The sequence below is a fragment of the Raoultibacter timonensis genome (assembly GCF_022845715.1).
In the GTDB taxonomy this organism is placed as follows: domain Bacteria; phylum Actinomycetota; class Coriobacteriia; order Coriobacteriales; family Eggerthellaceae; genus Raoultibacter; species Raoultibacter timonensis.
On record NZ_AP025564.1, the window covers coordinates 1247943 to 1271821 of the forward strand.

The following is a 23879-nucleotide window of genomic DNA, read 5'->3' on the forward strand; positions in this document are numbered from 1 at the left end:
ATTCATTACACGAAAGGGGGATTTTCATGATCAACGATTTCAACAAAGATCTTTACAAAGAAGACTGGCGTTGGTATGAGGACGGTTATGAAGTGACCCGAACCTCGGTCTGGACAGGCCCTGGTTGCCACAACGGGTGCGGCGTTCTATGCTACACCAAAGACGGGAAGCTCGAAAAGATCGAGGGCGATCCCAACTTCGGCTACAGCCAGGGACGTCTGTGCCTGCGCTGCCTGAACATGGTCGAGAATATCTACAACAACGATCGTCTCAAGTGGCCTCTTTTGCGCGACGGCGAAAAAGGCGAGAACAAGTGGAAGCGCATCACGTGGGAAGAGGCCTTCGACTGGCTCGAGGAAACCTACGGCAAGATCTGCGATACCATCAAAAACGAATACGGCGGAATTGGACCCGAGGGCATCGTCGCCCTATCCGGTACGGGTCGCAACGCCATGTGGCACGGCGCCATGTGCCTGCGCGCGGTCTTCGGCAGCCCGAACATGTCGTTCGGCTTCCTCTCCGCCGATTCCTGCTATCAGCCCCGCATGACGGCGAACCTGCTCAAAGAGGGCGATTGCTGGATTCTCGACGCATCGCAGCTGCATCCCGATCGCTACGACAACCCCGACTGGGTTCGCCCCGAAGTCGTTGTCGTTTGGGGCAACGAGCCGCTTGCTTCGAACGGCGACGGGTTCATGGGCCACTGGCTCGTCGATCTCATGCGCATGGGCACCAAGCTCATCGTCATCGATCCGGCGCTCACCTGGCTCGCTTCGAAGGCCGACATCTGGTTGCAGGTGCGCCCCGGCACCGACTGCGCACTGGCTCTCGGCATGCTCAACGTTATCATCAACGAGGATCTCTACGACCACGAGTTCGTTGAGAACTGGTGCTACGGCTTCGACGAGCTCACCGAGCGCGTCGCGGAGTACCCGACCGACAAGGTCGCCGAGATATGCTGGCTCGACGAGCAGGATATCATCGACGCGGCCCGTATGTACGCGGCGGCCAAGCCCGCAGGCGTGCAGTGGGGTCTTGCGATCGATATGCAGATCGCTGCCATGGAAGCGTCGTTTGCGATCTCCGACCTCGTTGCCATCACCGGCAACCTCGATGTGCCCGGCGGCAACGTGCTCGTGCGCTACGCGTACAACAGCTCCAAGAAGTACGGTTGCGGCCTCGAGTTCATCTCCCAGGAAATGCTCGATCGCCGTATCGGCACCGATCAGTCGCCGATCCACAAGGCCGGCTACACGCCGTTCATCCCGCCGGATCTGCTGCTCGAGGCCATGGAGACGGGCGAGCCCTATATGCCCCAGATGATGTGGGTGCACGGCACGAACCCGATCGCCAACATGGGCGGCGACGCTCCGCGCATCTACCGTGCATGGAAGAACGTCCCCTACACGGTCGTCGTCGACTACTATCTGACCCCCACCGCCGTGGCGTTCGCCGATCTCGTGCTGCCCGTGGCGATGTCGGTCGAGCGCGACAGCTTCCGCTCCTGGTGGCAGCCGCTGCGCACCATTACGGCTTCGGCCGAGCGCTACTACGACTGCAAGATGGACGAGGAGTTGGTGCTCGAACTCGGCAAGCGCTTCAACCCCAAGTTCTTCAACCAGTTCAACGACGTGCACGAGTTCTTGACCTACATGATCCAGGACGACGGCTACGGCGTGGATTACACCTTCGACGACCTGAACCACAAGGTCTACGACTGGTGGGACTTCAACGAGACGTACGAAAAGTACAAGAAGGGCCTGCTTCGCGAGGACGGCCAGCCCGGCTTCGTGACCGCGACCGGCCTCTATGAGATCTACTCGCCGTTGTTCGACGTATGGGGATTCGATCCTTTGCCCCATCATATGGAGCCTTACGAGAGCCCCGTGCGCACGCCCGAGCTCTACAAGGAGTATCCCTACATCTACACGTCGGGCCATCGCCATATCGGCCTGTTCCATTCCGAGCATCGTCAGCTTCCGACCATGCGCGAAGTGCACCCGACGGCCATCGCGGACATCTCGCCCGAGATCGCCGAAGAGCAGGGGATCAAAGAGGGCGATTGGGTATGGTTCGAGAACAAGCGCGGCAAGTGCAAGCAGCAAGCGCACATCGCCCCCGGTCTCATGCCGAACCTCGTTCGCGCCCGCCACGGCTGGTGGTTCCCCGAGCAGGAAGGCGCCGAACCGAACCTGTACGGCGTGTTCGACTGCAATGCAAACAACCTCACCACAATGGGCGTCTACGGCCCGACGCACTACGGCGCACCGTACAAGTGCTCGCTGTGCAAGTGCTACAAGGTGACGGAAGAAAACGATTGCTCGCCCAGCGAGATTGTTACCAAGGGAGGAGGTTTCGGTGGAAATGACTACACCCGATTCGAAGGCTAACGAGTACGGAATCCTCATCGACTACGAGTACTGCACGAACTGCCATACCTGCGAAGTTGCGTGCAAGAAGGTTCTCGATCTACCGGTCGGCCAGTACGGCATCAAGGTGCTCGAGGACGGTCCCCGCAAGAACACGCTCGGAAAATGGGAGTGGACCTATCTTCCGCTGCCGACCGATCTGTGCGATCTGTGCGCCGAGCGCACGGCCGAGGGGCGGCTTCCGAGCTGCGTCCATCACTGCCAGTCCGGAATCATGTACTACGGTACGCTCGAGGAACTGGCTGCAAAGCTGGCTGAAAAGCCCAAGATGGTGCTTTTCTCAAAGTAAAGCGAAAGGGGGTAATCGAGTATGGCTAAGCAAGAAAAAGGCGGGTTCAGGCCGCCTCCGTTGGTGAAGATCCTCTGGAAGTGCGGCGAGTGCAACACGTTCAACGCCGCCGATGCGGAGGTCTGCAAGAAATGCGGCGCCCCGAAGGTCGTTGACGAGAGTCTCGTCGGCGCCACCAAGCCGATCGACGACAGCGAACGTCACCTGAGGGAAGACTAGCGTTTACGGGGGCCTGCGTCCGAAGGGACGCAAGGCCCCTTGTCGGATCGCCAGCGATTCGCTTGAGAGGGTTTAAGGTCTATGAGGGGAGCTCGGGCATAGGTGTGTGCTTGGCTGCTGCGGGGGAGCCTAAACCGAGCACATCACGCTACTACGTACTAACAGCACATCAGACCGTTTTCTTTGTCTCAGCGATTCTATTGCCATCATCCCGGTGCGGCCGGCACGCGAGGCCGTGCGGGACATCTTGCAAGGAGCGGAATATATGAGTGCAGCAGCGAAAAGCCCTGGGAAGTTCACCATCTCCCAGGCTATCGACTCCATCGGAGTCAACAAGTTCACTATATCCATTTTCTTCCTCGTCGGTATCGCCATGATGTTCGACGGTTACGACTACATGATCATCTCGTATACGAATACGCAGATCGCACTCGAGTTCGGTGTCGACGACATCGCGAAGGGCGCCCTGTCGTCGTGGTCGACGATCGGCATCGTGGTCGGGTCGTTCGCCGCGGGCCCCTTATCCGACGGATTCGGGCGCAGAAAGATTCTCACGATCGGCACATTCATGTACGGCCTGTTCACCATTCCGTGCATCTTCGCACCGAACTATCTGATCTTCTCGGTTTTCCGCGTTATCGCGGGGCTCTTCCTCGGCGTGTGCACGCCTATCGTGACAACGTTGTTCACCGAGTTCACGCCAACGAAACAGCGATCGTTCTTCATCACGTTCGGTATGGCGTGGATGATCGTCGGCTGGGTTATGTCGGCGCTCGTCGGCACCATCGTCGTGCAGCTGTGGTCGTGGCACGTATGCTATGCGATCGGGGCTCTCCCGGTGCTTTACGCATTCGTGTTTCATAAGTTCACGCCCGAATCGGCTCATTGGGCGGCGGTGCACGGCAAACTCGGCGTAGCCGAGAAAACGCTTCGCACGATCGAGAAGCGTGCGGGCAAGGAGATACCCTACGATCTTCAGGGTTCGAACATCATCGTGCCGCCCGTTGCGGCGAAGGCGAGCCCTGCCGAGGTATGGAAGGGCAAGTACTTGAGGACGACGTTCGCGCTTGTGGTGCTCTACTTCGCGGGCAACTTTACGATCTACGGTGTGAATGCGTGGCTGCCGTCGATCATGTTGGTGCGCGGCTACGAGATCACCTCGGCGTACCTCTTGGCCATGGCTCAGAACGCCGCGGCCGTTATCGCGAACTGCACGACGGGCTTCGTGTCCGAAGCCATCGGGCGCAAGCGCAACATCATCCTCGGATACGCCGTCTCCATCCTCTCGTGCTTCCTCGCGGCGTTTGCCACGGGTTCGTTCTGGCTCGTGCTCGGTTCGCTCATCTTCCTGGGTTTCGCGTTGAACTACGCCATCACGGCCGTGCAGCCCATGATGTCCGAATCGTATCCGACGGAGTTTCGCAACTCGGGCGTTGCGACCATCGTCGCGCTCGGCAAGTCGGCGGGCATCTTCTCGCCGATCGTGCTGGGGGCGCTTATCGGCATGGGATTCGATTTCACGGTCCTGTTCAGCCTGCTCGCCATTCCGATGCTGGTCGGCGTTCTTGCGGGCCTTCTGCTGCCGAAGGGCGCAAAGGGCATGAACATCGACGATATCGCCGAAGAGACGACGGGCAACTAGACGCAGGGTGGCGAGGTTCTGCTGAGCTGTTTTCGGCAGAGCCGTCTGGCCCATTCGGCCGGTATCCGCCGGCCGGGCGTCGCTGCAAGCCGGGCGCATACCCTGCGACCGGCTTGCAGCCGCGAGGATCCCTGCTGCTTGGGGTCTTCGCGGCTGCAAGAATCGAAGGAGGCTTCTATGGTTTGTCCGTTTTGCGGCAAGGAGAGCGAATCCGATCGGCGCTGCACGAAGTGCCGCGTCGAATTCAACGACGAGATCCGCGCGATCGCGTCTACGAGCGATACGAGAAGCGACCGCGTCGGGCCGGTATCGACGCGCACGGCAAAGATCATGCTGTGGGCGTTCATGGTGCTTTTGCTGGTCGCGTTCGTTGCGGTGACCGAGTTCGGGTCTACCTGGTGGTCTTAGGCTCGGGCTTCGTCCATAGCGGCCGCTCGGCGGGCTTGCGCCTGGCGGGCGGCCGCATCGGGGGCGCAGGGGAGCAGCGGGCATCGAAGTGCGGCGGGTGCCGGAGCGCGCGGGGGAGCGGCGGGCGAGCCCGCGGGGTCGTGCCAGCGGGTGTGCGGATCTCAGATACGGGTTTTCTTTCGTTGTGTTGCGGTTTCGAAACGCACAAGGCGCGCCGCTTTATTCTCTTGCTGCGTATTGCCTGGTCGGCGCTTCATGTCAATGAGCTCGTTGCTGCAGGCGCTCGCGTCTGGGTCGAAAACCGGCCCCTTGGGGGTCCCAAGTACAGCACAATGAAGAAAAAAGCGTATTTCCGATCGAAGTCACATGCGCTCAACCGCCGTACGATGGACGCACGGCGGTTGAAGTCAATCGACCCGCTCTTCATCTTCAAGCGCAACATCGCCCATCCCCGCGGCCCAGAGCATGTACGGGTTCATAACGCGGCTTGCGTCGGGCGTTTGGCTAGAAGCGTAGCGGCGGCCGAGCACCTGATCCACCCATGCCGGATCGATCGGCTCGTACGGGAAGTCGAGCCTTCGCGCGACGAGGGTCGCCGGAAACGTATGCGCCGCATTGACGTAGGTTGCCACGAGATTGTTGTAGGCGAGGGCCCGTTCGGCGGCGGCTTCGGCTTTGCGGCTTTCGGGATCGTCGCTTCTGGCGAAGGCAGAGCCGTCGTGCGCTTTGCGGGGATCGCTGCCGTTCGCTGCGCTTTGCGCGCACGCTTGGTCAAACGCGTTGCGGGCGTGTTGGATTTCGTGTTGAAGCGTTCGCAGGTAGCGTAGCGTAAGCGCGAGCACGACGAAGAATCCCGTTGCAATCACGGTGATGATGAGTGCGAATTCCATACGGCGGTCCTCTCTGCGTTTCTGCGGGCAATCGCGGACGGGTTGCGGGCGGGTTTTCGCAGCTGCGGCGGGCGCTTGTCCGTACAGCGACTGCGCACCCCGCGCAAACCGACATCTGCAAATCGATATCGACACGCCGACATCGACGTGGTTTGCGTACGCGGCCTATACGCGGTATTGCTTGAGATCCTCTTTTGAGATGCCGCAGGATTGGCGCAGCTCGCGTATCTTCGCGCCGCTTTTCGTGAACTCGATGCTCGCGGTGCCGCCGACGATGGCAAGACCGAACGCGATGAGCATGGTAAGCGCACCGGCGACGATGCCGTTCGGATCGATAACGCCCTGCGAGGCGAGGAGCTGCTTGCCGGCGACTACGACGACGATGATCGCCAAGGCGGCGGCGCACTTGATGACGTCGCGCCTTCGGCGGGCCCGCAGTTCGGCTATCTCGTCGAGGCAGCGCGCTTTGCGCTTCGAGAGCTCTCTGGACATGGATCGGTTCCTTCCGTTCTATCGTGCGAAGCGTCCAAGCGCTCCGCACGGACGCGGTTACTGCGATGCCGACGACCGGCGTTTTTCGAGCATGGCCATATCGCGGTTCCAGATCTTGGAGAACGGCAGCACATTGATAGTTGCAGCTACCGAGAGCACGGCCATGACCGCGAACACGGCCAAGCGGTTCTCGGCGCCCCCGACCGCCGAGCTCACGACGATGTTGAGCAGCGAGCCGAACGCGATGGCGAAGTTGGCGAGCGAGAGGTTGAGCGGATAGTTCTTCGATCCGAAACGCTGGCGCGAGAACGCCGAGGCGACTACCGGTACGCCGCCGTAGCAGAAGCCGCAGCAGAACGCGCCCGCGATGTAGAGCGCCGAGATGCCGGTAACGAAGGCGCCGACGATGCAGAACGTCGCTGCGACCGCCACGAGGCCGTCGATGAGCATCGTCGTCTTGACGTTGGTCTTGTCGTAGACGATGCCGATGACGATGCGGGCGAGGCCGTTGCAGGTCGATACGAGGCCGACGAGCAACGTGGCGAACGTCGCATCGATGCCGACGAGCTGGGCGTCGGAAGAGCAGTTGCCGATCGTGGCAAGCCCGATGGCGATGACGATGATGGCCCATATCCAGTACACGTAGAACGCGGGGGTCTTGAGCGCCGCGTCCTCGTCGCCGGGGTCGTAGCCCGAAGCGGTCGCCTTCTCGGGCGCCATGACGGCGACGATGGTTGCGGGAGGTCGGTTGAGCAGAAGCGCGAGGGCGAACACGACCACGGCCGTGACGATGCCGATGGCGGCGAATACGGTGCCGAGGCCGAACGAGGGGATCAGGTTGACGGAAAGCGTCCCGAGCACGAGCGACCCCAGTCCGAAGCCCATCATGAGCACGCCCGAGGAAAACCCGACCTTGTCGGGAAACCAGACGTTGGTGGTGGCTACGATGGTGTTGTAGCCGATGCCGACGCCGAGGCCGCCGAACGTTCCGTAGAACAGGTAGAGCACGACGATGTTCCCGTCGCCGAACAGCCCCGTTCCCGCGAACCCGAGGAAGAACAGCACCGCCGCTACGATGAGCGATCCCCTCACGCCCATCTTCGCATCGATCTGCGATCCGACGACCGCGCCGATGCAGAACGTGATCATCATGATATTGAACGTGAGCGCCACCGCCGCTTTGTCGAGGCCGAACGCCGAGGTTATCGGGCCGGCGAACATCGAGAACGCGTAAATGAGGCCGAGAAAGAGCAATGCCAGCGTAGAGAGCGCAAGATACAGCCTGCGCCTGCCCTTAATCTGGCTTACTGTCAAATCAGACATGGAATCCCTCGCTTCTGTAGTTTTCCGAAGAGGTGCGGCGCGAGCGCGCCAAGGCAGGTTCGATTATAGGGAAGGGCTTCGCCTGTGACCCTATGCCAGCTTCGGTATCTTGCATGCGGCTGTACGCGCGCGTATGGCCGCGCGTACTAGATCGCCGTTTTTCATACTCGATGAGGTATACCGCGCTTCAAGCGCGGTGGTAGCGTGCAGAGCTTGGGACGGCGCGCCCGAAGCGCGCAGGAAAACGCGAAAGGCGGCAGGTGCGAGGATGGATGTGACAACAGAGGAGCTCGACGGCGGGAAGCTCGTTTTGACGGTGGCGCTTGCCGCGGGCGAGATGGGGGAGCGCATACGGAAAGCGGCCATCGCGATCGCCTACCGGGAGCATATCGCCCCCGATCCCGCCACCACGCCCGAGCGTGCTGTGGAAGAGAAGCTCGGGAGTGAAGAATACGAGGCGCGCATGGCCGAGCAGATCATGGACGATGCCGTGCCGTTCGCGCTCGATAAAGCCAGCTTGGATATCGTGGGGTTGCCGACCTATCTGTCGGCTCGGCCGGCCCGGGCCGGCCGAAGCTTCGAATTCACCCTCGAGTGCGTGCGCGTTCCCCGCATCGAGCTTCCCTCCTACGATCCGGTCGAGATCACGATCATGCCCGCCGAGTTGAGCGCCGATCTCGTTGCCGAGCAGATCGATGCGCTGGCCCGCCAGCATGTCGTCCAGGAAATCGATGCAGCCAAGCGTACGGTGAAGCGGGGCGATACCGTAGAGCTTGCGATGGAGACGGTGAAGGACGGCGAGCGGGTGCGCGGCCTGTGCCGTCCGAGGAACCGCTACACGACGGGTTCGGCTGCGATGCCCGACGGGTTCGATGAGGCTGTCATCGGCATGACGGTGGGCGATACCGCCGATATCGAGTTCGAGGGCCCCGGCTTCGGCGTCGACGGCAACGGCGATCCGATCATGGAGCGCTACCGGTCCACGGTCACCGTGAAGGGCGTCCTCAAAGAGGTCGTTCCCGAAGTGACCGACCAGTGGGTGGCTTCGACCGTTCCCGATTGCTCGACGGTGGCCGAACTCGAATCCAAAGTCGAGCAGACGCTCGCCGCGCAGCTTGAAGGCGAGCGTTTTCGGCAGAAGGAGCTACTCGCAGCCTCTGAATTGGCGAAGCGATTCGATGCGAAAATCGAGGATGCCGTATACGATGCCGCCATGCGCGAGGCCAAGAAGGGCTTCTTGGACGAGCTCGAGCGCCAGAACACGACGCTCGAGGCGTTCCTCGAACAGGAGCATATGGAAGAGCAGCAGCTGGGCATCGCGCTCATGATGCAGGTGAAGGAACAGCTTGTGCGGCAGCTATCGCTCGAAGCTTTGGCCGACCACCTCGATCTCGAGGTCGAAGAGACCGACCTCGACGCCTATTTCGAGGCCATCGCTCCCGGAAGGGCCGATCAGGCGCGCAGCGATTTCGCGCGGTCGGGCCGCATGAGGGCTGCGCAGGCGGCCGCCCGGCGCGCCAAGGCGAACCGCTACCTCGTCGAGCACGCCGTGATACACGAAGCTCCCGTTCGGTAGCGCGCATTCGTGGCCGCTTCGGGGAACAGGGCTTCGATTCTTCTGGTCGGCGTTGCGACGCTGCTCATGTTCGGCACGATCTACGCCTGGTCGATCTTCATCGCGCCGCTCGAATCGGAGTTCGGATGGACGAGGAGCCAGACGTCGCTTACGTTTTCCGTCGCGATGATCGCGCTGTCATTCGGCATGCTCTCGATCGGGTGGCTATCGCGGGTCGCGCCGCTCAGGGCGTGCTTCGTCGCTTCGACCGCTCTGGTTGCGGCGGGGCTGATCCTGTGCTGCTTCATCGAAGACCTGTGGCAGCTTTACGTGTTCTACGGCGTGCTCTGCGGTTTCGGCAGCGGTATGGGCTATACGGTGTGGACGACCAACGTGCTCGCCTGGTACGGCGACAGGGTGGGCTTCGCGAGCGGCGTGCTCGTCATGGGGTTCGGCATGGGGGCGGCCGTGCTCGGCTCGCTCGCCTCGGCGCTCATCTACTCTCCGCTCGGGTGGCGCGCGGCCTTCGCGGTCATCGCGCTCGCCGTGGTGGCGGAAGGGCTCGCCGCCCTCTGGTTCATCCGCACGCCGCCCCCGTCGGTGAGGGCGCTCGAACCGAAGCGGGATCGCATCGGCGTGAGCCTGCCCGCCTCTCGCGTGGTGCGCGAGCCGTCGTTTTGGCTGTTCTGCGTTTGGAGGAGTTTGGTGATGGGCATCGGCGGAGCGGTGATCGCCGAGGCTTCGGTCATGATGACGGGGATCGGATCCCCGGTAGCGCTTGCGACCCTTGCGGCGTGCGGCCTCGGCGCGGCGAACGGGCTCGGCCGCCCGATCGGGGGCATCCTGTTCGATGTGATCGGCCAGTACAAAACCCTGGTGCTACTGCCGCTTCTCGCGCTCGCCGCCTCTGCGGCGATGGCGGTGTCGTATTGGATGGGTGCGCCGATCGTCTTTGCGGGTGCGCTGCTTGCCGAAGGGCTGCTCTACGGCATGTTCGCTGCTATCAACACCTCGTATATGCGCACGACGTTCGGGCAGGACCACCTTGCCGCCAACACGGGCGTCAGCGCCGTGGTCCTCGCTCCGTTCAACCTCGTGTTCCCCTTGGCGGCAGCCTGGGTGTTCGAGGCGACGGGCGGCTACGGCGGGTTCTTCGCCGCGGTGCCGCTGTTCGTTGCGGTGTCGCTTGCCGCAGGCGTCCTGTGCAAGCCCGCGAACGAGCGTATGGCGGCGCGTTGGGCGGGGAAGGGCAGGTAGGGCATGGCCTGGAACGAGCAATGGATCACGAAGGTGGCCGTTTCGGCGGCAGGTGAGGATTACGCCGCATTCGAGGCGATCGGGCTGCAGGCGATCGGGGACGCCCGCGTGCTCGACGTGGGCTGCTTCGACGGGTTCAATACGCACTTCAAGTTCTCTCCGTACCGAAACATCGCCCGCGTCGTCGGCATCGATCCGGCAGCCGAGCGCATCGAATGCGCCCGCGAGCGGTACGGCGGGGAGCGGTTTTCGTTCGCGGCATGCTCGTTCGAGGACTACGAGCCGGACGAGCCGTTCGACGTCGTGTACTTCTCGCACGTGCTGCAGCACCTCGGGGATCCCGCCGAAGCCGTTGCGAAGGCGCATCGGCTGCTCAAGCCGGGCGGGTTCATCGTCGTGAAAACCGTCGACGACGGTGCGAAGGTGTCGTACCCCGATCCGCACGATGCGCTCGGGCGCGTGCTTTCGCTGTACGACCGCCATGTGCTGCCGAACGTTTCGTGGACGGCTCGCACCGATCGCTATCTCGGGCGCAAATGCTACACGCTGTTTGCGAACGCGGGGTTCGGCAACATCGCCGTCGCGTCGTTTCCCGCGGATACCGTAGGAAAGACGCGCGCGGAACGCCTCGAGCTGTTCGAGCGCTGCATGTACTTCCGCAGGGCGGTGCCCGAGGGGATGGACCCCGCTGCGGTACAGGCGCTGGCGCGCGCTCTCGACGAGCTCGAGGAGCTGTTCGAGGGCGATGACTACTACTTCGCAACGACGTCGACCGTTGCCGTGGGCCAGCGGCTTGGGCCGGGCGAGGACGGCGGGGCGTACTGCGACGGGCCGTTCGGAAGCGCCGCCGTGCCCGCCTGCGACGGCGACGTGCGGATGTTGGCTGCGCATCGTGCGGGCATCCGGGCCGGGGCGACGCCTGCGCAGGCGGACGGTGCGGATGACGAGGGTGCGCCAGCCGGGTACGCCTCGGTGAGGCCCATGCGGGAAACCGACATCCCGGCTGTTATGGCGATCGAGATCGATGCGTTTCGGGATCCCTGGACGCCGCTCGCGTATCTTGCCGAGCTCAGGTACAACCCCGCTGCCCGCTACGAGGTGCTTGAAGACGAGACGGAGACGGTTGTGGGATATGCGGGCGTTTGGCGCAGCGCCGAGGGAATCCACCTTGCGAGGATCGCCGTCGATGCGGCGCAGCGCGCGAAGGGGTACGGAAGCCTGCTGCTCGATGCGGTGTTCGCGTACGCGCTCGAATGCGGGTTGCCGGTCGTGACGCTCGAAGTACGTTCCTCGAATCGCGCGGCCCGCGCGTTCTACCGCGCGGCGGGCTTCGAGGAGGCGGACGTGTGGGAGCGCTACTACGCCGATCCGGCCGACGATGCGATCGTCATGGCGAAATCGCTTGCATGAGCCGATGCGAGGCGGTTCCCGGTTCGGATGGAACCACCTTTCCAAGCGATAGGACCACACGCTGAAGCCACCTTGAAACGCAAAGGCGGGCTCCGTGTGTGCCCCCACGAAGCCCGCTGTGTTTCAGACCGATCCTATTATAAGACATAATCTAGTAGTTGGCAAGAGCTGTAGGGCGCAAACCTTGATGGTCGCCTTGTCCGTGCGCTGCCCTGCGTTCGTTGCTCCCGATCAAGGCGGCGGCGTAGGCCTTGATCGCGCTCGGCGCGCGGCTTCGCGCCGAGTATTCGGGTCGCGTCGGGTCGCGATTCGAAGCTGCGCTGGCGCCACCCGTTACTCGTAGCGCTCGGCTGCCAGCGCGAGCTGGTCGATGATATCGATGCTCTGCGGGCACATCTGCTCGCAAGCGCCGCATTCGATGCAGGTCGATGCAGGACCCGCGGCTGCCTGCCAGGAGTAGAGTCCCTTCACGAACTCGCGGTCCTCGACCATGAGCTCGAGGTTGAGCAAACCCATGATCTCGGGAATCTTCACGCCCTGGGGGCATTCCTTCGCGCAGTAGCGGCAGTTCGTGCACGGTACGGTGGGCACGCTCTTCAGCGCGGCGACGGCTTCGTCGAGTGCAGCCTGCTCGGCTTCGGTGAAGGGCTTGTCCGCCTTGAAGCTCGCGGCGTTGTCCTTCACCTGATCGAGCGTCGACATGCCGGCAAGCACCGAGATCACGTTCGGCAGATGCCAGCAGAATCGATACGCCCACGAGGCCAAGCTTGCGTCGGGTGCCGCTTCGTGCAGAATTCGGGCGGCGCGTTCGGGCAGGTCGGCCAGGCGACCGCCGCGCACCGGTTCCATGATGACCACGGGTACGCCGTGGCGTGCAGCCACTTCCATGCAGGCGCGTGCTTCCACGACCGGATCGTCCCAATCGAGGTAGTTCACCTGAAGCTGCACGAAATCCATGTTCGGGTGCGCGGTGAGAAGGGCGTCGAGCGTCTCTGCTCCGTCGTGTATGGAAAAGCCGACGTTTTTGATGAGTCCCTCCGCTTTCTTCTGTTGCACGAAATCCCACATGCCGTATTCGTCGAACCGGGCAGTGCGGTTGCCTCCGACGTTGTGGAGCAGGTAGAAATCGACGTAATCGAGGCCCAGGCGCTCGAGAGAGACGGCGAGGTTCTGCTTAGCCTCCTCGGCGCTCTCGATCGCCCAGGCGAGGCATTTGGTTGCCACCGTGTAGGCATCGCGGGGGTAGCGGTCTACGAGCGCCTCTTTGAGCGCGCGTTCCGATGCTCCCTGGTGGTACACATGCGCTGTGTCGAAATACGTGCCGCCTGCGCCCATGAACTCGTCGACCATCTTCTTGAATTGGTCGATGTCGATGCTCGTCTGGTCTTCGGGATCGGTCAGCGGCAGGCGCATGCACCCGAAGCCGAACTTCGGGATGGATTCGAATTCTTGGTTCATGAGGCTCCTCTCGTAATGTTGCCCGCCTATCCTACGTCTTGGAGCGCACTCTAAGTCAAGAATGAATTTGGGAAGAATTCCGCCAGGCGCCGATGCGCGCGAGCGGGCGCATAGCTCAGATCGCGAACCTCATGCCGTCGAGCGCGACCTTGACGCGCCCGTCGTACTGCTCGACGTACGCTTCGAGTTCGGCGAGCGTGACGGGCTCGTCGTAGTGCATGGCGAGGTGCGTGAGGTAGACCGTGCCCGCATCGAGCGCAAACCCCTCTTCGATCGTCTCCTGCACGCTATGGTGGTCGTTCGGGTTCCAGTTGCGCTTCCAGAACGTCGCATCGAGCACGAGGACGTCGACGCCGCGTACGGCTTCGACGGTTTCGGGGGGCAAGGGACCGGTATCCGATGCATAGAACAGCTTCGTCTTCGGCGTTTCGACCAGATAGCCGAAGGTGCCGGGGGCGTGGGTGACCGGCAGGGCGGTGTAGCGCACCCCGTCGTATTCAACGTTGTCGAACGGTTCGAGCACGTGTTCGTCGAGACAGTACGTCATGTAGTGGAACTCCCGTCCGATGCCCTCGAGGGCAAGCGCGCTTCCGTACGTCGGGAGCGCTTCCTTCGTCACGAGCTGCACCATGTACTCGAGTTCGCCGAGGCCTCCGATGTGGTCGAAGTGCGCATGCGTATAGAGCAGCCGATCGAGGGCTTTCACGCCTTCGCGGTTGAACTGGTGGCGGATGTCGGGCGGGGTGTCGATGACGAGCCGTTTGCCGCCCTCGATCATGACGCCGCAGTCGCCGCGCCGCGCACGCGGATCGCGCCGAGCCTCTTCGCAGGCGGGGCATTCGCAGAAAAACGCCGGCACGCCGCATCCGGCGCCCGTCCCTAGGAAGGTGAACGTATGCGCTGTCTTGAGCTGCCCATCGCTCTTGTCGAGCGCGTTCGTCTGCTCGGTCCGGTGCTGTTCTGCGCGATCGGTGGTCATGGCTGCCTCGCTTCGGCTCGGTGTCGGTTCGCAGGTGGTGCTCGGGTTGTATGGAACTTAGTATAGGGCTTCGGGGCGCGGCGCGCGTCGGAAAGCCTGCAGAGGAGCGCGGGACGTTCGGGCTCGGTTCGCGGAGGCGTCCGGCTTCGGAGCGTGGACGGCGTTCGGCTCGTTTGCCTGCCTCAGGCCGAAGCGCACCGCCAGGTTCCCTCCGCACCGCACGTGCCCGCCAGCACCGCCCGGGCGCGTCCGCACCGCGCAGGTGGGTATGCACGGGTGGCGGGCGTTGCGGGTAAACGGGTGGCGAGAGCGGCGGGTGTTGCGGACGGGGCTGTTTCTACGGGTTTTTGCCGATTATGTTGCGTCCGGAGCCCGCCTGCAAGCCGGCCGGCTTCTTGCCAGCAGCATATTGCCTGGTCGCAGGGTTGTTCCGATTCGACCTCTTTCAAGGCTCGCCTTCAAGGGCGCCGAAAGCCGCCCCTGACGGGTCTTGAACGCAACATAATCGGCAAAAACCCGTAGACGAGGGCGATTCCGCCGTTGAACCAGGATCGACGCGCCCTCGCGGAGCGCCCGACAGCGGGCTGGCGTTCCGAAGTCGCACGCGGGCGCATGTCGATATTGGTTTAATAGCGGAATGCGCCGATTCGGGCACAAAATTCGAGGTTTGGCAAAATATACTACCTTATACATTTTGCGGACGAAAAACGCATCGCGCTGAACAGGCATTTCCCGAGCGCCTTAAATGAATGACCATCCCTTTATTGATAATAATTGCCAAACCTCCAATTTTGTGCCATTCCGTTGTCGACCGATGGTTTTGCGGGCTGTGCTGCTTCGTTGCCGTCGGGCATCCTTGGGGTGATGCCGCATTTTGGCTGCGGTCAAAGCCTTGGACGTCGGCTTTTGCGTGCGGCGCGGTTTTCGCGCAAGCGTCCAGCGGTCTCTCCGCCGCAGCCTGCCTTCGCGCCCGCCGCCCCTCGCTTTCGCGCTTGCGGCCCGCCGCCATATGCTTTCCGCAGTCGTACCTCGCCCTCGCGGTCAGCCATTCGCCGCCTGCTGCCTTCTGCCACCAACCGCCGCCCGCCTCCTGCCGCCCCCGCAGCCACCCGCTCGCAGCCACCCGCCGTCCCGTACTCCGCACGGCCGCCCCGTGTGCGGAACGCCCGAAAACGACTCTTTATCGGACGATGCCCACCAGTCACGGGAGCAGACGTTGCTCTTTTGTTGATTCTTGACTCGGTGCTATATAATGGATGCCGTCCAATAGGAGTATTGGTCGCATAATGGATTAAGGCGAATGTGTCAGGAGGAAAAGAAAGGCGAAGGTCGCGCGCGATCCGATTGGCGGGGGCGCCGGATGTCCGGCTGCAAGGCGAAACCAAGACGCGAAAGCCCGGTTCGGGGATCGAGCGGGCGAGCGGTGGGTCTCGTTCCGTCAGCGGCGTGGTCCGAAAAGCGGGAATTCCGAATTAGTACCGATAGGCTTACCTCCCATACTGGATTAAATCTTCTAGTGTGATGTATGCGGTTCGGGGCTCCCCTAAACTGGGCTCTGCGATCTGTATGAGGTTGCTCTTTTCCGCGTTTCATATGTCCCAATGTGCGAACGAAAATGTCAAGACGAGTAGTAGAGGGGAAGGTAGATGACAGAAATCGATATCCACGCCGATGGCGTCGAGATGGTCAAATCGCTGTGCTATTTCTGCCATGCGAACTGCGGCGTCCTAGCCTACGTCAAGGATGGCGACGTGATCAAGATCGAAGGCGATCCTGATTACTCCAACCATGGCGGTCTGTGCTGCCGCGGCACCAGTGCGCTTCTGCATGTCAACCACCCCGCCCGCATCAACCACGCGCTCAAGCGCGTGGGCGAGAAGGGCGAGGGCAAATGGGAGAAGATCCCATACGACCAGGCGATCCAGGAAGTGGCTGATAAGCTCAACCAGATCAAGGCCGAAAGCGGCGCCGAAGCGGTGGCAACGGCCGGCGGTACCACGCGTACCGACGACTGGGCGCGCCGCCGCTTCCTCAACCAGTTCGGCTCGCCGAACGGTTTCCACAACGCGCTTCTGTGCTGGATCCCCACGTTCATGGCCGAAACCTGCGTAGCGGGTTGGTCGCCGTTCGAGACCGATCTCGGCGGTGCGAAGTGTCTGATCCTCTGGGGCATGAACCCCGGCGCTTCGACGCTTGGCGGCATGGATGGCTATACCGACCTGCAGAAGGCGGGCCTCAAGATCGTCGTCGTCGACCCGCGCTATTCCGAAACGGCTTCCAAGGCCGATCTCTGGGTGCCGCTGCGCCCCGGTTCGGACGCGGCCCTCGCGCTTTCGATGCTGCATACCATCATCTACGAAGGCCTGTACGACTACAACTTCGTCAACGAATGGTGCGACGGCTTCGACGAGCTGCGCGAGCACGTGAAGGAGTACACGCCCGAGTGGGCCGCTCCCATCACCTGGCTCAAGCCCGAGCAGATCCGCGAAGTCGCCCGCATGTACGCCATGAACCGCCCCGGCTGCATCCAGTGGGGTTGCACGTGGGACCAGATCGGCCGCGCCTCCACCACCGGCAGCCATGCCATCGCGCTCATCCGCGCGGTTTGCGGCAACCTCGACGTTCCCGGTGGCGACGGCATGCCCGGTCCCTCGCTCGGCTTCTTGACCGACGAGGAGATGGAAGCGAACGAATGCCTGCCCGAGGAACAGAAGGCCAAGCAGATCGGCTCCAACAAGTTCAAGCTCACCTCGTGGCCCGGCTACCAGCTCATCTCCGATAACGCGAAACGCACGTGGGGCAAGACGCTACCTACCGAGTGGTTCTGCGAAGCCCATGGCCCGAGCGTGTTCAAGGCCATCATCACGGGCGATCCGTACCAGGTGCGCGCTCTCATCGTGAATGCCACGAATCCCGTGAACTCCTACGGCGATGCGAAGATGACGCTGCAGGCGCTCAAGCAGTGCGAGTTCTTGGTCACCGTCGATTACTGGATGACTCCCGCGGCGCTGTTCTCCGACTACGTGTTCCCGGCGGCAGGCGCGCTCGAGCGTCCGACCATCGTTACCCATTACGGTGCGACCGACTCGTTCATGGGAGGCAGGCGCGCCATCCAGCCCAAGTACGACCGTCACACCGACATGACGTTCTGGCGCAAGCTCGGCCTTGCATGCGGGCAGGATCCCGAGATGTGGCCGTGGGAGACCGAAGAGGAGGCCTACTACCACATCCTTGAGCCCCTCGGTCTGTCCATCAGCTGCTACAACGATTTCGTCGATTACTATCGCATGTACTATCCGCCGCTGCACCAGAACAAGTTCATCACCAACGGCGGCTTCTGGACGCCTTCGGGCAAGGTCGAGTGCAACTCGTCGATCCTGCGCCAGCTCGGCTACTCGGGCATGCCCACCTACATCGGCTGCATCGAGAACGAGATCGACACGCCCGAGATCGCCGAAGAGTACCCGATCGTGCTCACCACGGGCGGCGGTTTCATGCCGTACCACCATTCCGAGCACTTCCAGATGGAGGGCATCCGCTTCCTCTATCCCGACCCGTACTTCTCGATCAACCCCGAGCTCGCCGAGAAGCTCAAGATCGCCTACGGCGACTGGTGCTGGATCGAAACCCGTCGCGGCCGCATCAAGATGCGCGCGAACGTGGAGCCCGAGGTGGCCCCGAACGTGGTGTTCGCGCCGCGCGGCTGGTGGTTCCCCGAGCGCGACGGCTCTGCCGACCTGGACAATCCGTTCGGCTGCCTCGAATCCAACGTCAACGTGCTCACCTCGGTCGACGATTGGGACTGCGACCCGATGGGCGGATCGTGGGCGAACCGCGGCCTCATGTGCAAGGTGTACAAGTGCGGCGAGTTCGACAAGGACTACAAGCCCTCCGACACCCAGTTCTCTATTCCGGGCTCGTCGAAGGAGCCGGGCGTCACGGTCATGCCGAGCGATCAGCATCTGGCCCGCGAGCCCATCCCGTTCGAGGTTCCGCAGCCTCCCGAGGAAGTTCCCGAGGGATACGAGTGGGTGTGGCAGAGCGGCAACCTGTATACGAAGGACACGCACTTCCGCCTCGATGAATCGGGCTGGCTCATCAACCCGAGGACCAAGGGCTATCACGACGCCTACACCGGTTGGCGCTACGATGCGGCGGGCGAGTGCCTGGTCGACGACGAGACCGGCAAGATGTACACGATGGACCGCGAGGAGATCCCGTTCGTGGCCGGCATCCGCTGCTATCCGGGCGCCGAGGCGGCACCGTACGAGGTTCCCGAGAACCTCACGTGGAGCGTTGAGCGCGGGCATGCCGTGCTGGGCGATCTGGCTTACGTGTACGATCCCAACAGCGGATGGCTCATCGATCCGGAGACCGGCGCGTTCCATGACGCGTACTACGGTTTCGCCTACGATGCTGAGCGCGGATGCTTGGTAGACGGGGCAACCGGCAAATGCTACGACATGAGCTACAACGAGCTTGTTGCCGAAGATCCCGAGCAGGCCGCATCCGAGGGCGCGGCCGCGACCGAGGAAGGAGAATAGACATGACACGGTACGTGATGGTCATCGACAAACGTCGCTGCATCGGCTGCCAGTCGTGCACGGTTGCTTGTCGTACGTGGAACGACCTGCCGTTGGATATTGTGTACAACCCGGTTGTCACCGAGGGAACCCAGGGAACCTGGCCCAACGTGCATCGCGACTGGACGCCGCTTCTGTGCATGCACTGCGCCAATCCCGAGTGCGTTCCCTGCTGCCCCACGGGAGCGAGCCAGCAGGACGAGGACGGCACCGTTTGGATCGACTCCAAGAAGTGCATGGCGTGCAAGGTGTGCGTCAACGCGTGCCCCTACGGCATGCGCGACGCCTCCCATCTCGAACCCCGTCTGCACCGCTTCGTGCGCAAGTGCACGTTCTGCCGCGATCGCAGGCAAATGGATCCGAGCGCGAAGCCCTACTGCGTGGACACCTGCCACCAGAAGGCACGCATCTTCGGCGATATCGACGATCCCGAGAGCGAAGTTTCAAAACTCATCGGTTCGGTGAAGACCGAGCGTCTGTTCACCGAATTCGGAACCGACCCGCAGATCTACTATATTCCCGAGTTGGGAGGTAAGGCGTAATGAAACATCATTATTGGGAGATGCCCATCGTCATCTATCTGTTCTTGGGTGGCCTTGGCGGCGGCATCATGTTCCTTTCCGCCATCTTCGACTTCTTCATCACCCCGGGTGCGGGCGTTCTGTTCGCCTGGCCGATGTTCATCGCGCTCGCCGCGCTCGCCGTAGGTTGCTTCTTCTTGGTGTTCGAGCTGGGGCAGCCGCTCGTGTTCTGGCGCGTGTGGACCACCGCGACCGCCATCATCAAATGGGGCGCGACGCTCCTGGTCATCGCCATGGTATTCGGAGCGCTCTGGTGGGTGTCGTATCTGCCTTGGGAGTGGATCAGCGGGCTTGCCGGCGCTCTGGCCGGCGCACGCGGTCTGTTCCTCGGCATCGCCGGGTTCGCGGGCTTCGGCATCATGGTGTACACGGGCGTTATGCTCTCCACGCTGAAGGCCCATGCGTTTTGGGCGACTCCCGCGCTTCCGGTCCTGTTCACGATCTCGGCTATCTCCACCGCCTGCGCGGCCATCGCGCTCGGCCTCGGTGGATGGCCCGTTGAGTTCAGCCTCGAAGCCGTGTTCGTCACCGAAGTCATCCACGAGATCCTCCACATCGTCGATATCGTGCTCGTGTGCGCCGAGATCGTCGTGCTGCTCATCATGGTGCTTTCGTTCTTCGGTGCCGGCAACGTGACGGCCAAGGCCGTGGCGACCCGCTGGGTCAAGGGCAAGACCGCGCCTTTGTTCTGGATCGGCATGGTCGGCTTCGGTCTGATCATCCCGCTTGTCCTCTACATCGGCGGTGCCGGTTCCGCCGCTTCCTCGGTTGTTGCTCCCGTACTCGTTCTGCTCGGTGGCCTGCTTCTTCGCTACCTGTGCGTCTACTCCGACGAGCGCGCCGAGATTCCCGGCGAGAACCGCTATTACAACCGCATCGCCAAGGGCGACGAAAAATTCGTGTCCGAGTGGCGGGGCAAGGAGAATCTGTACTAGAGTTATAGCCTGAACGATTCAGAAGGCCGCCGCAGCCCAGTGCCGCGGCGGCCTGTCGAGAACTTCTTACAGCACGATGAAGGCGCCGAATCGTTTCGGTGCCTTCTGACGGATAGGAGATAAAACCGTGGGCCGCACGATTATGCGAGACGCATTGACGGGAAGCGCCGTGGCGCGCGATGGCTATGCGTACGCTCTGCTCGACGAGGCAGATCGTACGCATGCCCATACTTTTGTGCGCTCGCTGTTCTTTCCGGGCTGTTCGGTTGTCAACTTCGCCCCCTCGCTCATGGACAAGGCCTATGCAACGCTCGCCGAGGCGGGCGAGGCGGACGGCATCTCGCTTCTATGCTGCGGGAAGCTGCTCGCTTTCGAGCCCGAAGCGGATACCGTATGCCCTGCGTTCGAGGTGAATCTCTGCGGTGCCCTGGCGGCAACCGGGGTAAAGCGCATCATCGCCGCCTGTCCCAACTGCGCAGCCGAGCTGCGTCGGGTGATGGCGAAAGACGAGCGTACTGCGACCATAGAGGTAGCCGCGCTGCCCGAGGTGCTCGCTTCGTGCGGGGCCGCAATAGACGGGGCGGCCGCGGAGGCGTTCTTCGAGCGCAACGGCATCCCGTTTGCGGGAGCCTCGCCGAAGCTCGCGGTGCACGATTCCTGCCCCGACCGCAAGGACGGCTTGTTCGCCCACGGTACCCGTGCCCTGCTTCCCGCCGATCTCGTCGTGGAGATGGAGCACAACCGCGCATCGTCGCGATGCTGCGGATCGCTTGCCAAGGCGGCCGGCAAGGTCGAGGCGGCAACGCGGCAGGCTGAGCGGCGGGGCGCCGAGGGCGCCTCTGCCGGTGCCGATGCGATCGTGACCGCCTGCATGAGCTGCGCTTCGCAGCTTTCGAGTTTTCAAACCGAGCTGCCCGTGATCCACTACCTCGAGCTTCTGTACGACGAGCGGATCGACTGGGCGACGCTTCCCCCGTACCTGCAGGTACGGTTCTTGTTCGAAACGCATGCGGGCAAACGCGATTTCTGCGGTCTGGCGGATGCGGCGGACGATCGGCGCAAGGGATGCTGCGGCGCTTCGGGCGACGCCGATGCCGCTGTCGGCCCTGACGGCACACGATAGGAAACCCATGGATACCCGTGAACTGAAACCTACGAACTGCCACTTCTGCGGCTACCTCTGCGCCTTCACGGCTACGGTGGAAGACGGTCGGGTGATCGATCTCGAACCCGACACGTCGCGCTATCCGTACGATGAGAAGATCGTGCGCGGATGCAGGCGCTGGCGCATGAACCTCGACGTGCTTGACGATCCGAACCGCATCAACTGGCCGCTGCGCCGTAAGGGCGAGCGCGGGTCGAACGAGTGGGAGCGTGTGAGCTGGGACGAGGCGCTCGATGATATCGCTGCGCGCCTGAGCGCGCTCGCCGAAGAGCACGGACCTGCCACGCTTGCAAGCGCCATCGGCGGCCCCCATGCGTCGTTTTGGCCGCTGCACCGGTTCATGAGCCTGTTCGGATCGCCCAACAACATGGGCATCGGGCAGATTTGCTGGAATCCGCGCATCTGGATGGATGCGCTCACGTTCGGGTGGACCGTGGAAGCCGACATCGATCCGAACGTCACCGAAGCGGTGTTCATCTGGGGCACCAATCCCGCGCAGTCGGACAACTCGGCGTTCTGGCGCTCGCTCATCGGGATATCGAAAAGCGAGGTGCCTCTTGTGGTCGTCGACCCGCGGCGTACGCAGGTGGCGGCTCGCGCCGATCTGTGGCTTGCCGTGAAGCCGGGAACCGATTGCACGCTGGCGCTCGGGCTCGCACACGTCATCATCGCCGAGGACCTCGTAGACCACGGGTTCGTCGAGCGATGGTGCCACGGCTTTGACGAGCTCGTCGAACACGTGAAGCCCTACACCCCCGAAGCGGTCGCGCAGGTGTGCGGCCTCGACCCTGACGACATCGTGCGCGCTGCGCGCATCTTCGGCAAGGCCCGGGCCTCCGTGCTCGTGTCGGGCCGCGGCGTCGATCAGGTCGGTCCCGACGTAGCGCCGACCCATCGGGCCATCTGCTGTTTGCGCGCCATTACGGGAAACGTCGACAAGCCGGGCGCTTGCGTGCTGGCCGAGATGAGCGATTTTACGCCCGAGGTCGATCTCGAGATGAGCGCGTCCATGACCGATGAGCAGAAAGCGGCATGTCTGAACACGCCGTATACGCCCCTGCAGTGCTACGAGGGCTACGAGCGGGCTTGCGCGCTGACCGAGCGGCTCGGCAGGCGGCTTCCGGTGCGCTATCTCACCTCGGCGCATCCCGACCTTGTGCTCAAGGCCATGCTCGAGGGCGATCCGTACCCGGTGCGGGCGCTTATCGTCGAAGCCACCAATCCGCTCGTCACCTACGCCGACACCCATCGCGTGTTCGCGGCGCTCTCGTCGCTCGACCTGCTCGTCGTGATCGAATACTACATGACCCCCACGGCGAGCTTGGCCGACTACGTGCTGCCCGCTGCGGGTGCCGTCGAACGTCCGACGTTCCAAGCGCACGGCGGTGTGGCCAACATCGCTTACGGCGGGCCGGCTGCCGTCGAACCCTACTACGAGCGCAAGACCGATTACGACGTGTTCCGCGAACTGGGGCTGCGGCTCGGTCAGGCCGACTGCTGGCCCGATGAGACGCTTCAAGGGGCATACGCCCGCACGTTGGCCGATGCCGGCGTAACATGGGAGCAATACTGCGCCACGGGCCTGTATTGGCGTCCGCCCGCTTTCGCCAAGCACGAGCTTCTGGGCGAGGACGGCAAGCCGGCGGGCTTTGCGACGACGACGGGCAAGATCGAGCTTGCGTGCGAGATCCTCGGCGAGCTCGGCGGCGACCGTCTGCCGACGCCTTCGCCGCGGGCGGCGATTCCGCCTTTGCGCGGGACGGCCGACGGAGACGACGGCACCGAAAGCGTTTTGGCGGCAGCAGACGATGCGGGTGCTGCCGAAGCGGACGGCGCAGATGCGGCCGAGGGCCTCATTCTCATTACCGGGGCGCGCAAGCAGCCCTACAACGCTTCGATGTTTCTCTCGAACCCCGATTTCCGTGCGGGCTACCCCGACCCGCTCGTGGAGGTAAGCCCCCGAACCGCGACGCGATTGGGGCTTGCCGAAGGCGATAGGGTGGTGCTCGCGAACGAAAAGGGCGAGGCAAGCTTTATACTGAAAACAGCGCCCATGCGCGACGATGTGGTAAGCGCCGATTACGGATGGTGGTTTCCCGAACGGGAGCCCGGCGCTCCCGGTTTCGGCGGCATATGGGAATCGAACATCAATACCCTAACCGACTGCTCGGTGGCAGGCGGCGAGGCGATGATAGGAACCTGGTCGTACAATGCGATTCACTGTACGATCAGGAAAGACGAGGGGTCGACGGCATAGCGCCGAT

At 62.8% G+C, this 23879-nt stretch carries 18 protein-coding genes; 13 read left to right on the forward strand and 5 right to left on the reverse strand.

Translation table 11 applies throughout. From position 1 onward, the window contains the following. The first annotated feature begins 26 nt into the window (after positions 1-26). The 5 genes from MWL89_RS04910 (at position 27) to MWL89_RS04930 (ending at position 4987) form a co-directional block, all read left to right on the forward strand. A complete protein-coding gene (locus MWL89_RS04910) occupies positions 27-2390 on the forward strand; it encodes a molybdopterin-dependent oxidoreductase (RefSeq protein ID WP_102378742.1) in 2364 nt (787 codons plus the stop codon). Further along, the gene (locus tag MWL89_RS04915; RefSeq protein WP_244412585.1) at positions 2365-2718 is read left to right on the forward strand and encodes a 4Fe-4S dicluster domain-containing protein; all 354 of its coding nucleotides are present in this window, start codon (positions 2365-2367) and stop codon (positions 2716-2718) included. The genes MWL89_RS04910 and MWL89_RS04915 overlap by 26 nt, the downstream gene beginning before the upstream one ends. 21 nt (positions 2719-2739) lie before the next feature. Continuing rightward, positions 2740-2937, forward strand: a complete 198-nt coding sequence (locus MWL89_RS04920) for a hypothetical protein (RefSeq protein WP_102378740.1) — start codon at positions 2740-2742, stop codon at positions 2935-2937. A 265-nt stretch (positions 2938-3202) separates the two neighbouring features. Continuing rightward, the gene (locus MWL89_RS04925; protein WP_244411976.1) at positions 3203-4579 is read left to right on the forward strand and encodes an MFS transporter; all 1377 of its coding nucleotides are present in this window, start codon (positions 3203-3205) and stop codon (positions 4577-4579) included. Between the two features lie 177 nt (positions 4580-4756). After that, entirely contained in the window at positions 4757-4987 is a 231-nt protein-coding gene (locus MWL89_RS04930) for a hypothetical protein (protein WP_244411977.1), read from the forward strand. A gap of 407 nt (positions 4988-5394) precedes the next feature. Here MWL89_RS04930 and MWL89_RS04935 read toward each other — a convergent pair whose 3' ends face one another. The 3 genes from MWL89_RS04935 to MWL89_RS04945 all read right to left on the reverse strand — a co-directional run bounded on the left by MWL89_RS04935 (position 5395) and on the right by MWL89_RS04945 (position 7692). Then, the gene (locus MWL89_RS04935; protein WP_244411978.1) at positions 5395-5877 is read right to left on the reverse strand and encodes a hypothetical protein; all 483 of its coding nucleotides are present in this window, start codon (positions 5875-5877) and stop codon (positions 5395-5397) included. A gap of 165 nt (positions 5878-6042) precedes the next feature. Continuing rightward, positions 6043-6369, reverse strand: a complete 327-nt coding sequence (locus MWL89_RS04940; protein WP_102378737.1) for a hypothetical protein — start codon at positions 6367-6369, stop codon at positions 6043-6045. A 57-nt stretch (positions 6370-6426) separates the two neighbouring features. Further along, positions 6427-7692: an MFS transporter gene (locus tag MWL89_RS04945; RefSeq protein ID WP_244411979.1), complete on the reverse strand. Its 1266-nt coding sequence runs from the start codon at positions 7690-7692 to the stop codon at positions 6427-6429. 268 nt (positions 7693-7960) lie between these two features. On the opposite strand from MWL89_RS04945, the gene MWL89_RS04950 reads away from it, so the two are divergent. Genes MWL89_RS04950 through rimI form a run of 3 tightly spaced genes read left to right on the forward strand, consistent with a single transcriptional unit; the run spans position 7961 to position 11914 of the window. Next, the gene (locus MWL89_RS04950; RefSeq protein WP_244411980.1) at positions 7961-9268 is read left to right on the forward strand and encodes a trigger factor; all 1308 of its coding nucleotides are present in this window, start codon (positions 7961-7963) and stop codon (positions 9266-9268) included. A gap of 9 nt (positions 9269-9277) precedes the next feature. Continuing rightward, positions 9278-10504: an MFS transporter gene (locus tag MWL89_RS04955; RefSeq protein ID WP_244411981.1), complete on the forward strand. Its 1227-nt coding sequence runs from the start codon at positions 9278-9280 to the stop codon at positions 10502-10504. A gap of 3 nt (positions 10505-10507) precedes the next feature. Continuing rightward, positions 10508-11914: a ribosomal protein S18-alanine N-acetyltransferase gene (gene rimI / locus MWL89_RS04960; protein WP_244411982.1), complete on the forward strand. Its 1407-nt coding sequence runs from the start codon at positions 10508-10510 to the stop codon at positions 11912-11914. A gap of 333 nt (positions 11915-12247) precedes the next feature. Here rimI and MWL89_RS04965 read toward each other — a convergent pair whose 3' ends face one another. Together MWL89_RS04965 and MWL89_RS04970 are read right to left on the reverse strand one after the other, a co-directional pair. Further along, on the reverse strand, positions 12248-13372 hold the full coding sequence (locus MWL89_RS04965) for an aldo/keto reductase (protein ID WP_244411983.1): 1125 nt from the start codon (positions 13370-13372) through the stop codon (positions 12248-12250). A gap of 115 nt (positions 13373-13487) precedes the next feature. Next, positions 13488-14351: an MBL fold metallo-hydrolase gene (locus tag MWL89_RS04970; protein WP_244411984.1), complete on the reverse strand. Its 864-nt coding sequence runs from the start codon at positions 14349-14351 to the stop codon at positions 13488-13490. A gap of 1646 nt (positions 14352-15997) precedes the next feature. Between MWL89_RS04970 and MWL89_RS04975 the strand changes: the two genes are divergently transcribed. From MWL89_RS04975 to MWL89_RS04995, 5 genes are all read left to right on the forward strand, one after another. Continuing rightward, complete coding sequence (locus tag MWL89_RS04975; protein WP_102378729.1) at positions 15998-18895, forward strand: molybdopterin-dependent oxidoreductase; 2898 nt, start codon at positions 15998-16000, stop codon at positions 18893-18895. 2 nt (positions 18896-18897) lie between these two features. Next, positions 18898-19476, forward strand: coding sequence for a 4Fe-4S dicluster domain-containing protein (locus MWL89_RS04980; protein ID WP_102378728.1), 579 nt, complete (start codon positions 18898-18900; stop codon positions 19474-19476). Further along, entirely contained in the window at positions 19476-20450 is a 975-nt protein-coding gene (nrfD, locus tag MWL89_RS04985) for an NrfD/PsrC family molybdoenzyme membrane anchor subunit (RefSeq protein WP_102378727.1), read from the forward strand. Before MWL89_RS04980 ends, nrfD begins: the two co-directional genes overlap by 1 nt. Positions 20451-20577: 127 nt before the next feature. Beyond that, positions 20578-21573, forward strand: coding sequence for a heterodisulfide reductase-related iron-sulfur binding cluster (locus tag MWL89_RS04990; RefSeq protein ID WP_244411985.1), 996 nt, complete (start codon positions 20578-20580; stop codon positions 21571-21573). 7 nt (positions 21574-21580) lie between these two features. After that, positions 21581-23872, forward strand: coding sequence for a molybdopterin-containing oxidoreductase family protein (locus tag MWL89_RS04995; RefSeq protein WP_102378725.1), 2292 nt, complete (start codon positions 21581-21583; stop codon positions 23870-23872). Positions 23873-23879 lie beyond the last annotated feature (7 nt).

Coding starts and splice junctions, on each gene's coding strand:
- MWL89_RS04920 (WP_102378740.1), top strand. CDS start 2,740: ATGGCTAAGCAAGAAAAAGGCGGGTTCAGGCCGCCTCCGTTGGTGAAG.
- MWL89_RS04930 (WP_244411977.1), top strand. CDS start 4,757: ATGGTTTGTCCGTTTTGCGGCAAGGAGAGCGAATCCGATCGGCGCTGC.
- MWL89_RS04910 (WP_102378742.1), top strand. CDS start 27: ATGATCAACGATTTCAACAAAGATCTTTACAAAGAAGACTGGCGTTGG.
- MWL89_RS04940 (WP_102378737.1), bottom strand. CDS start 6,369: ATGTCCAGAGAGCTCTCGAAGCGCAAAGCGCGCTGCCTCGACGAGATA.
- MWL89_RS04950 (WP_244411980.1), top strand. CDS start 7,961: ATGGATGTGACAACAGAGGAGCTCGACGGCGGGAAGCTCGTTTTGACG.
- MWL89_RS04975 (WP_102378729.1), top strand. CDS start 15,998: ATGACAGAAATCGATATCCACGCCGATGGCGTCGAGATGGTCAAATCG.
- MWL89_RS04965 (WP_244411983.1), bottom strand. CDS start 13,372: ATGAACCAAGAATTCGAATCCATCCCGAAGTTCGGCTTCGGGTGCATG.
- MWL89_RS04995 (WP_102378725.1), top strand. CDS start 21,581: ATGGATACCCGTGAACTGAAACCTACGAACTGCCACTTCTGCGGCTAC.
- MWL89_RS04935 (WP_244411978.1), bottom strand. CDS start 5,877: ATGGAATTCGCACTCATCATCACCGTGATTGCAACGGGATTCTTCGTC.
- MWL89_RS04945 (WP_244411979.1), bottom strand. CDS start 7,692: ATGTCTGATTTGACAGTAAGCCAGATTAAGGGCAGGCGCAGGCTGTAT.
- rimI (WP_244411982.1), top strand. CDS start 10,508: ATGGCCTGGAACGAGCAATGGATCACGAAGGTGGCCGTTTCGGCGGCA.
- MWL89_RS04980 (WP_102378728.1), top strand. CDS start 18,898: ATGACACGGTACGTGATGGTCATCGACAAACGTCGCTGCATCGGCTGC.
- MWL89_RS04925 (WP_244411976.1), top strand. CDS start 3,203: ATGAGTGCAGCAGCGAAAAGCCCTGGGAAGTTCACCATCTCCCAGGCT.
- MWL89_RS04915 (WP_244412585.1), top strand. CDS start 2,365: ATGACTACACCCGATTCGAAGGCTAACGAGTACGGAATCCTCATCGAC.
- nrfD (WP_102378727.1), top strand. CDS start 19,476: ATGAAACATCATTATTGGGAGATGCCCATCGTCATCTATCTGTTCTTG.
- MWL89_RS04970 (WP_244411984.1), bottom strand. CDS start 14,351: ATGACCACCGATCGCGCAGAACAGCACCGGACCGAGCAGACGAACGCG.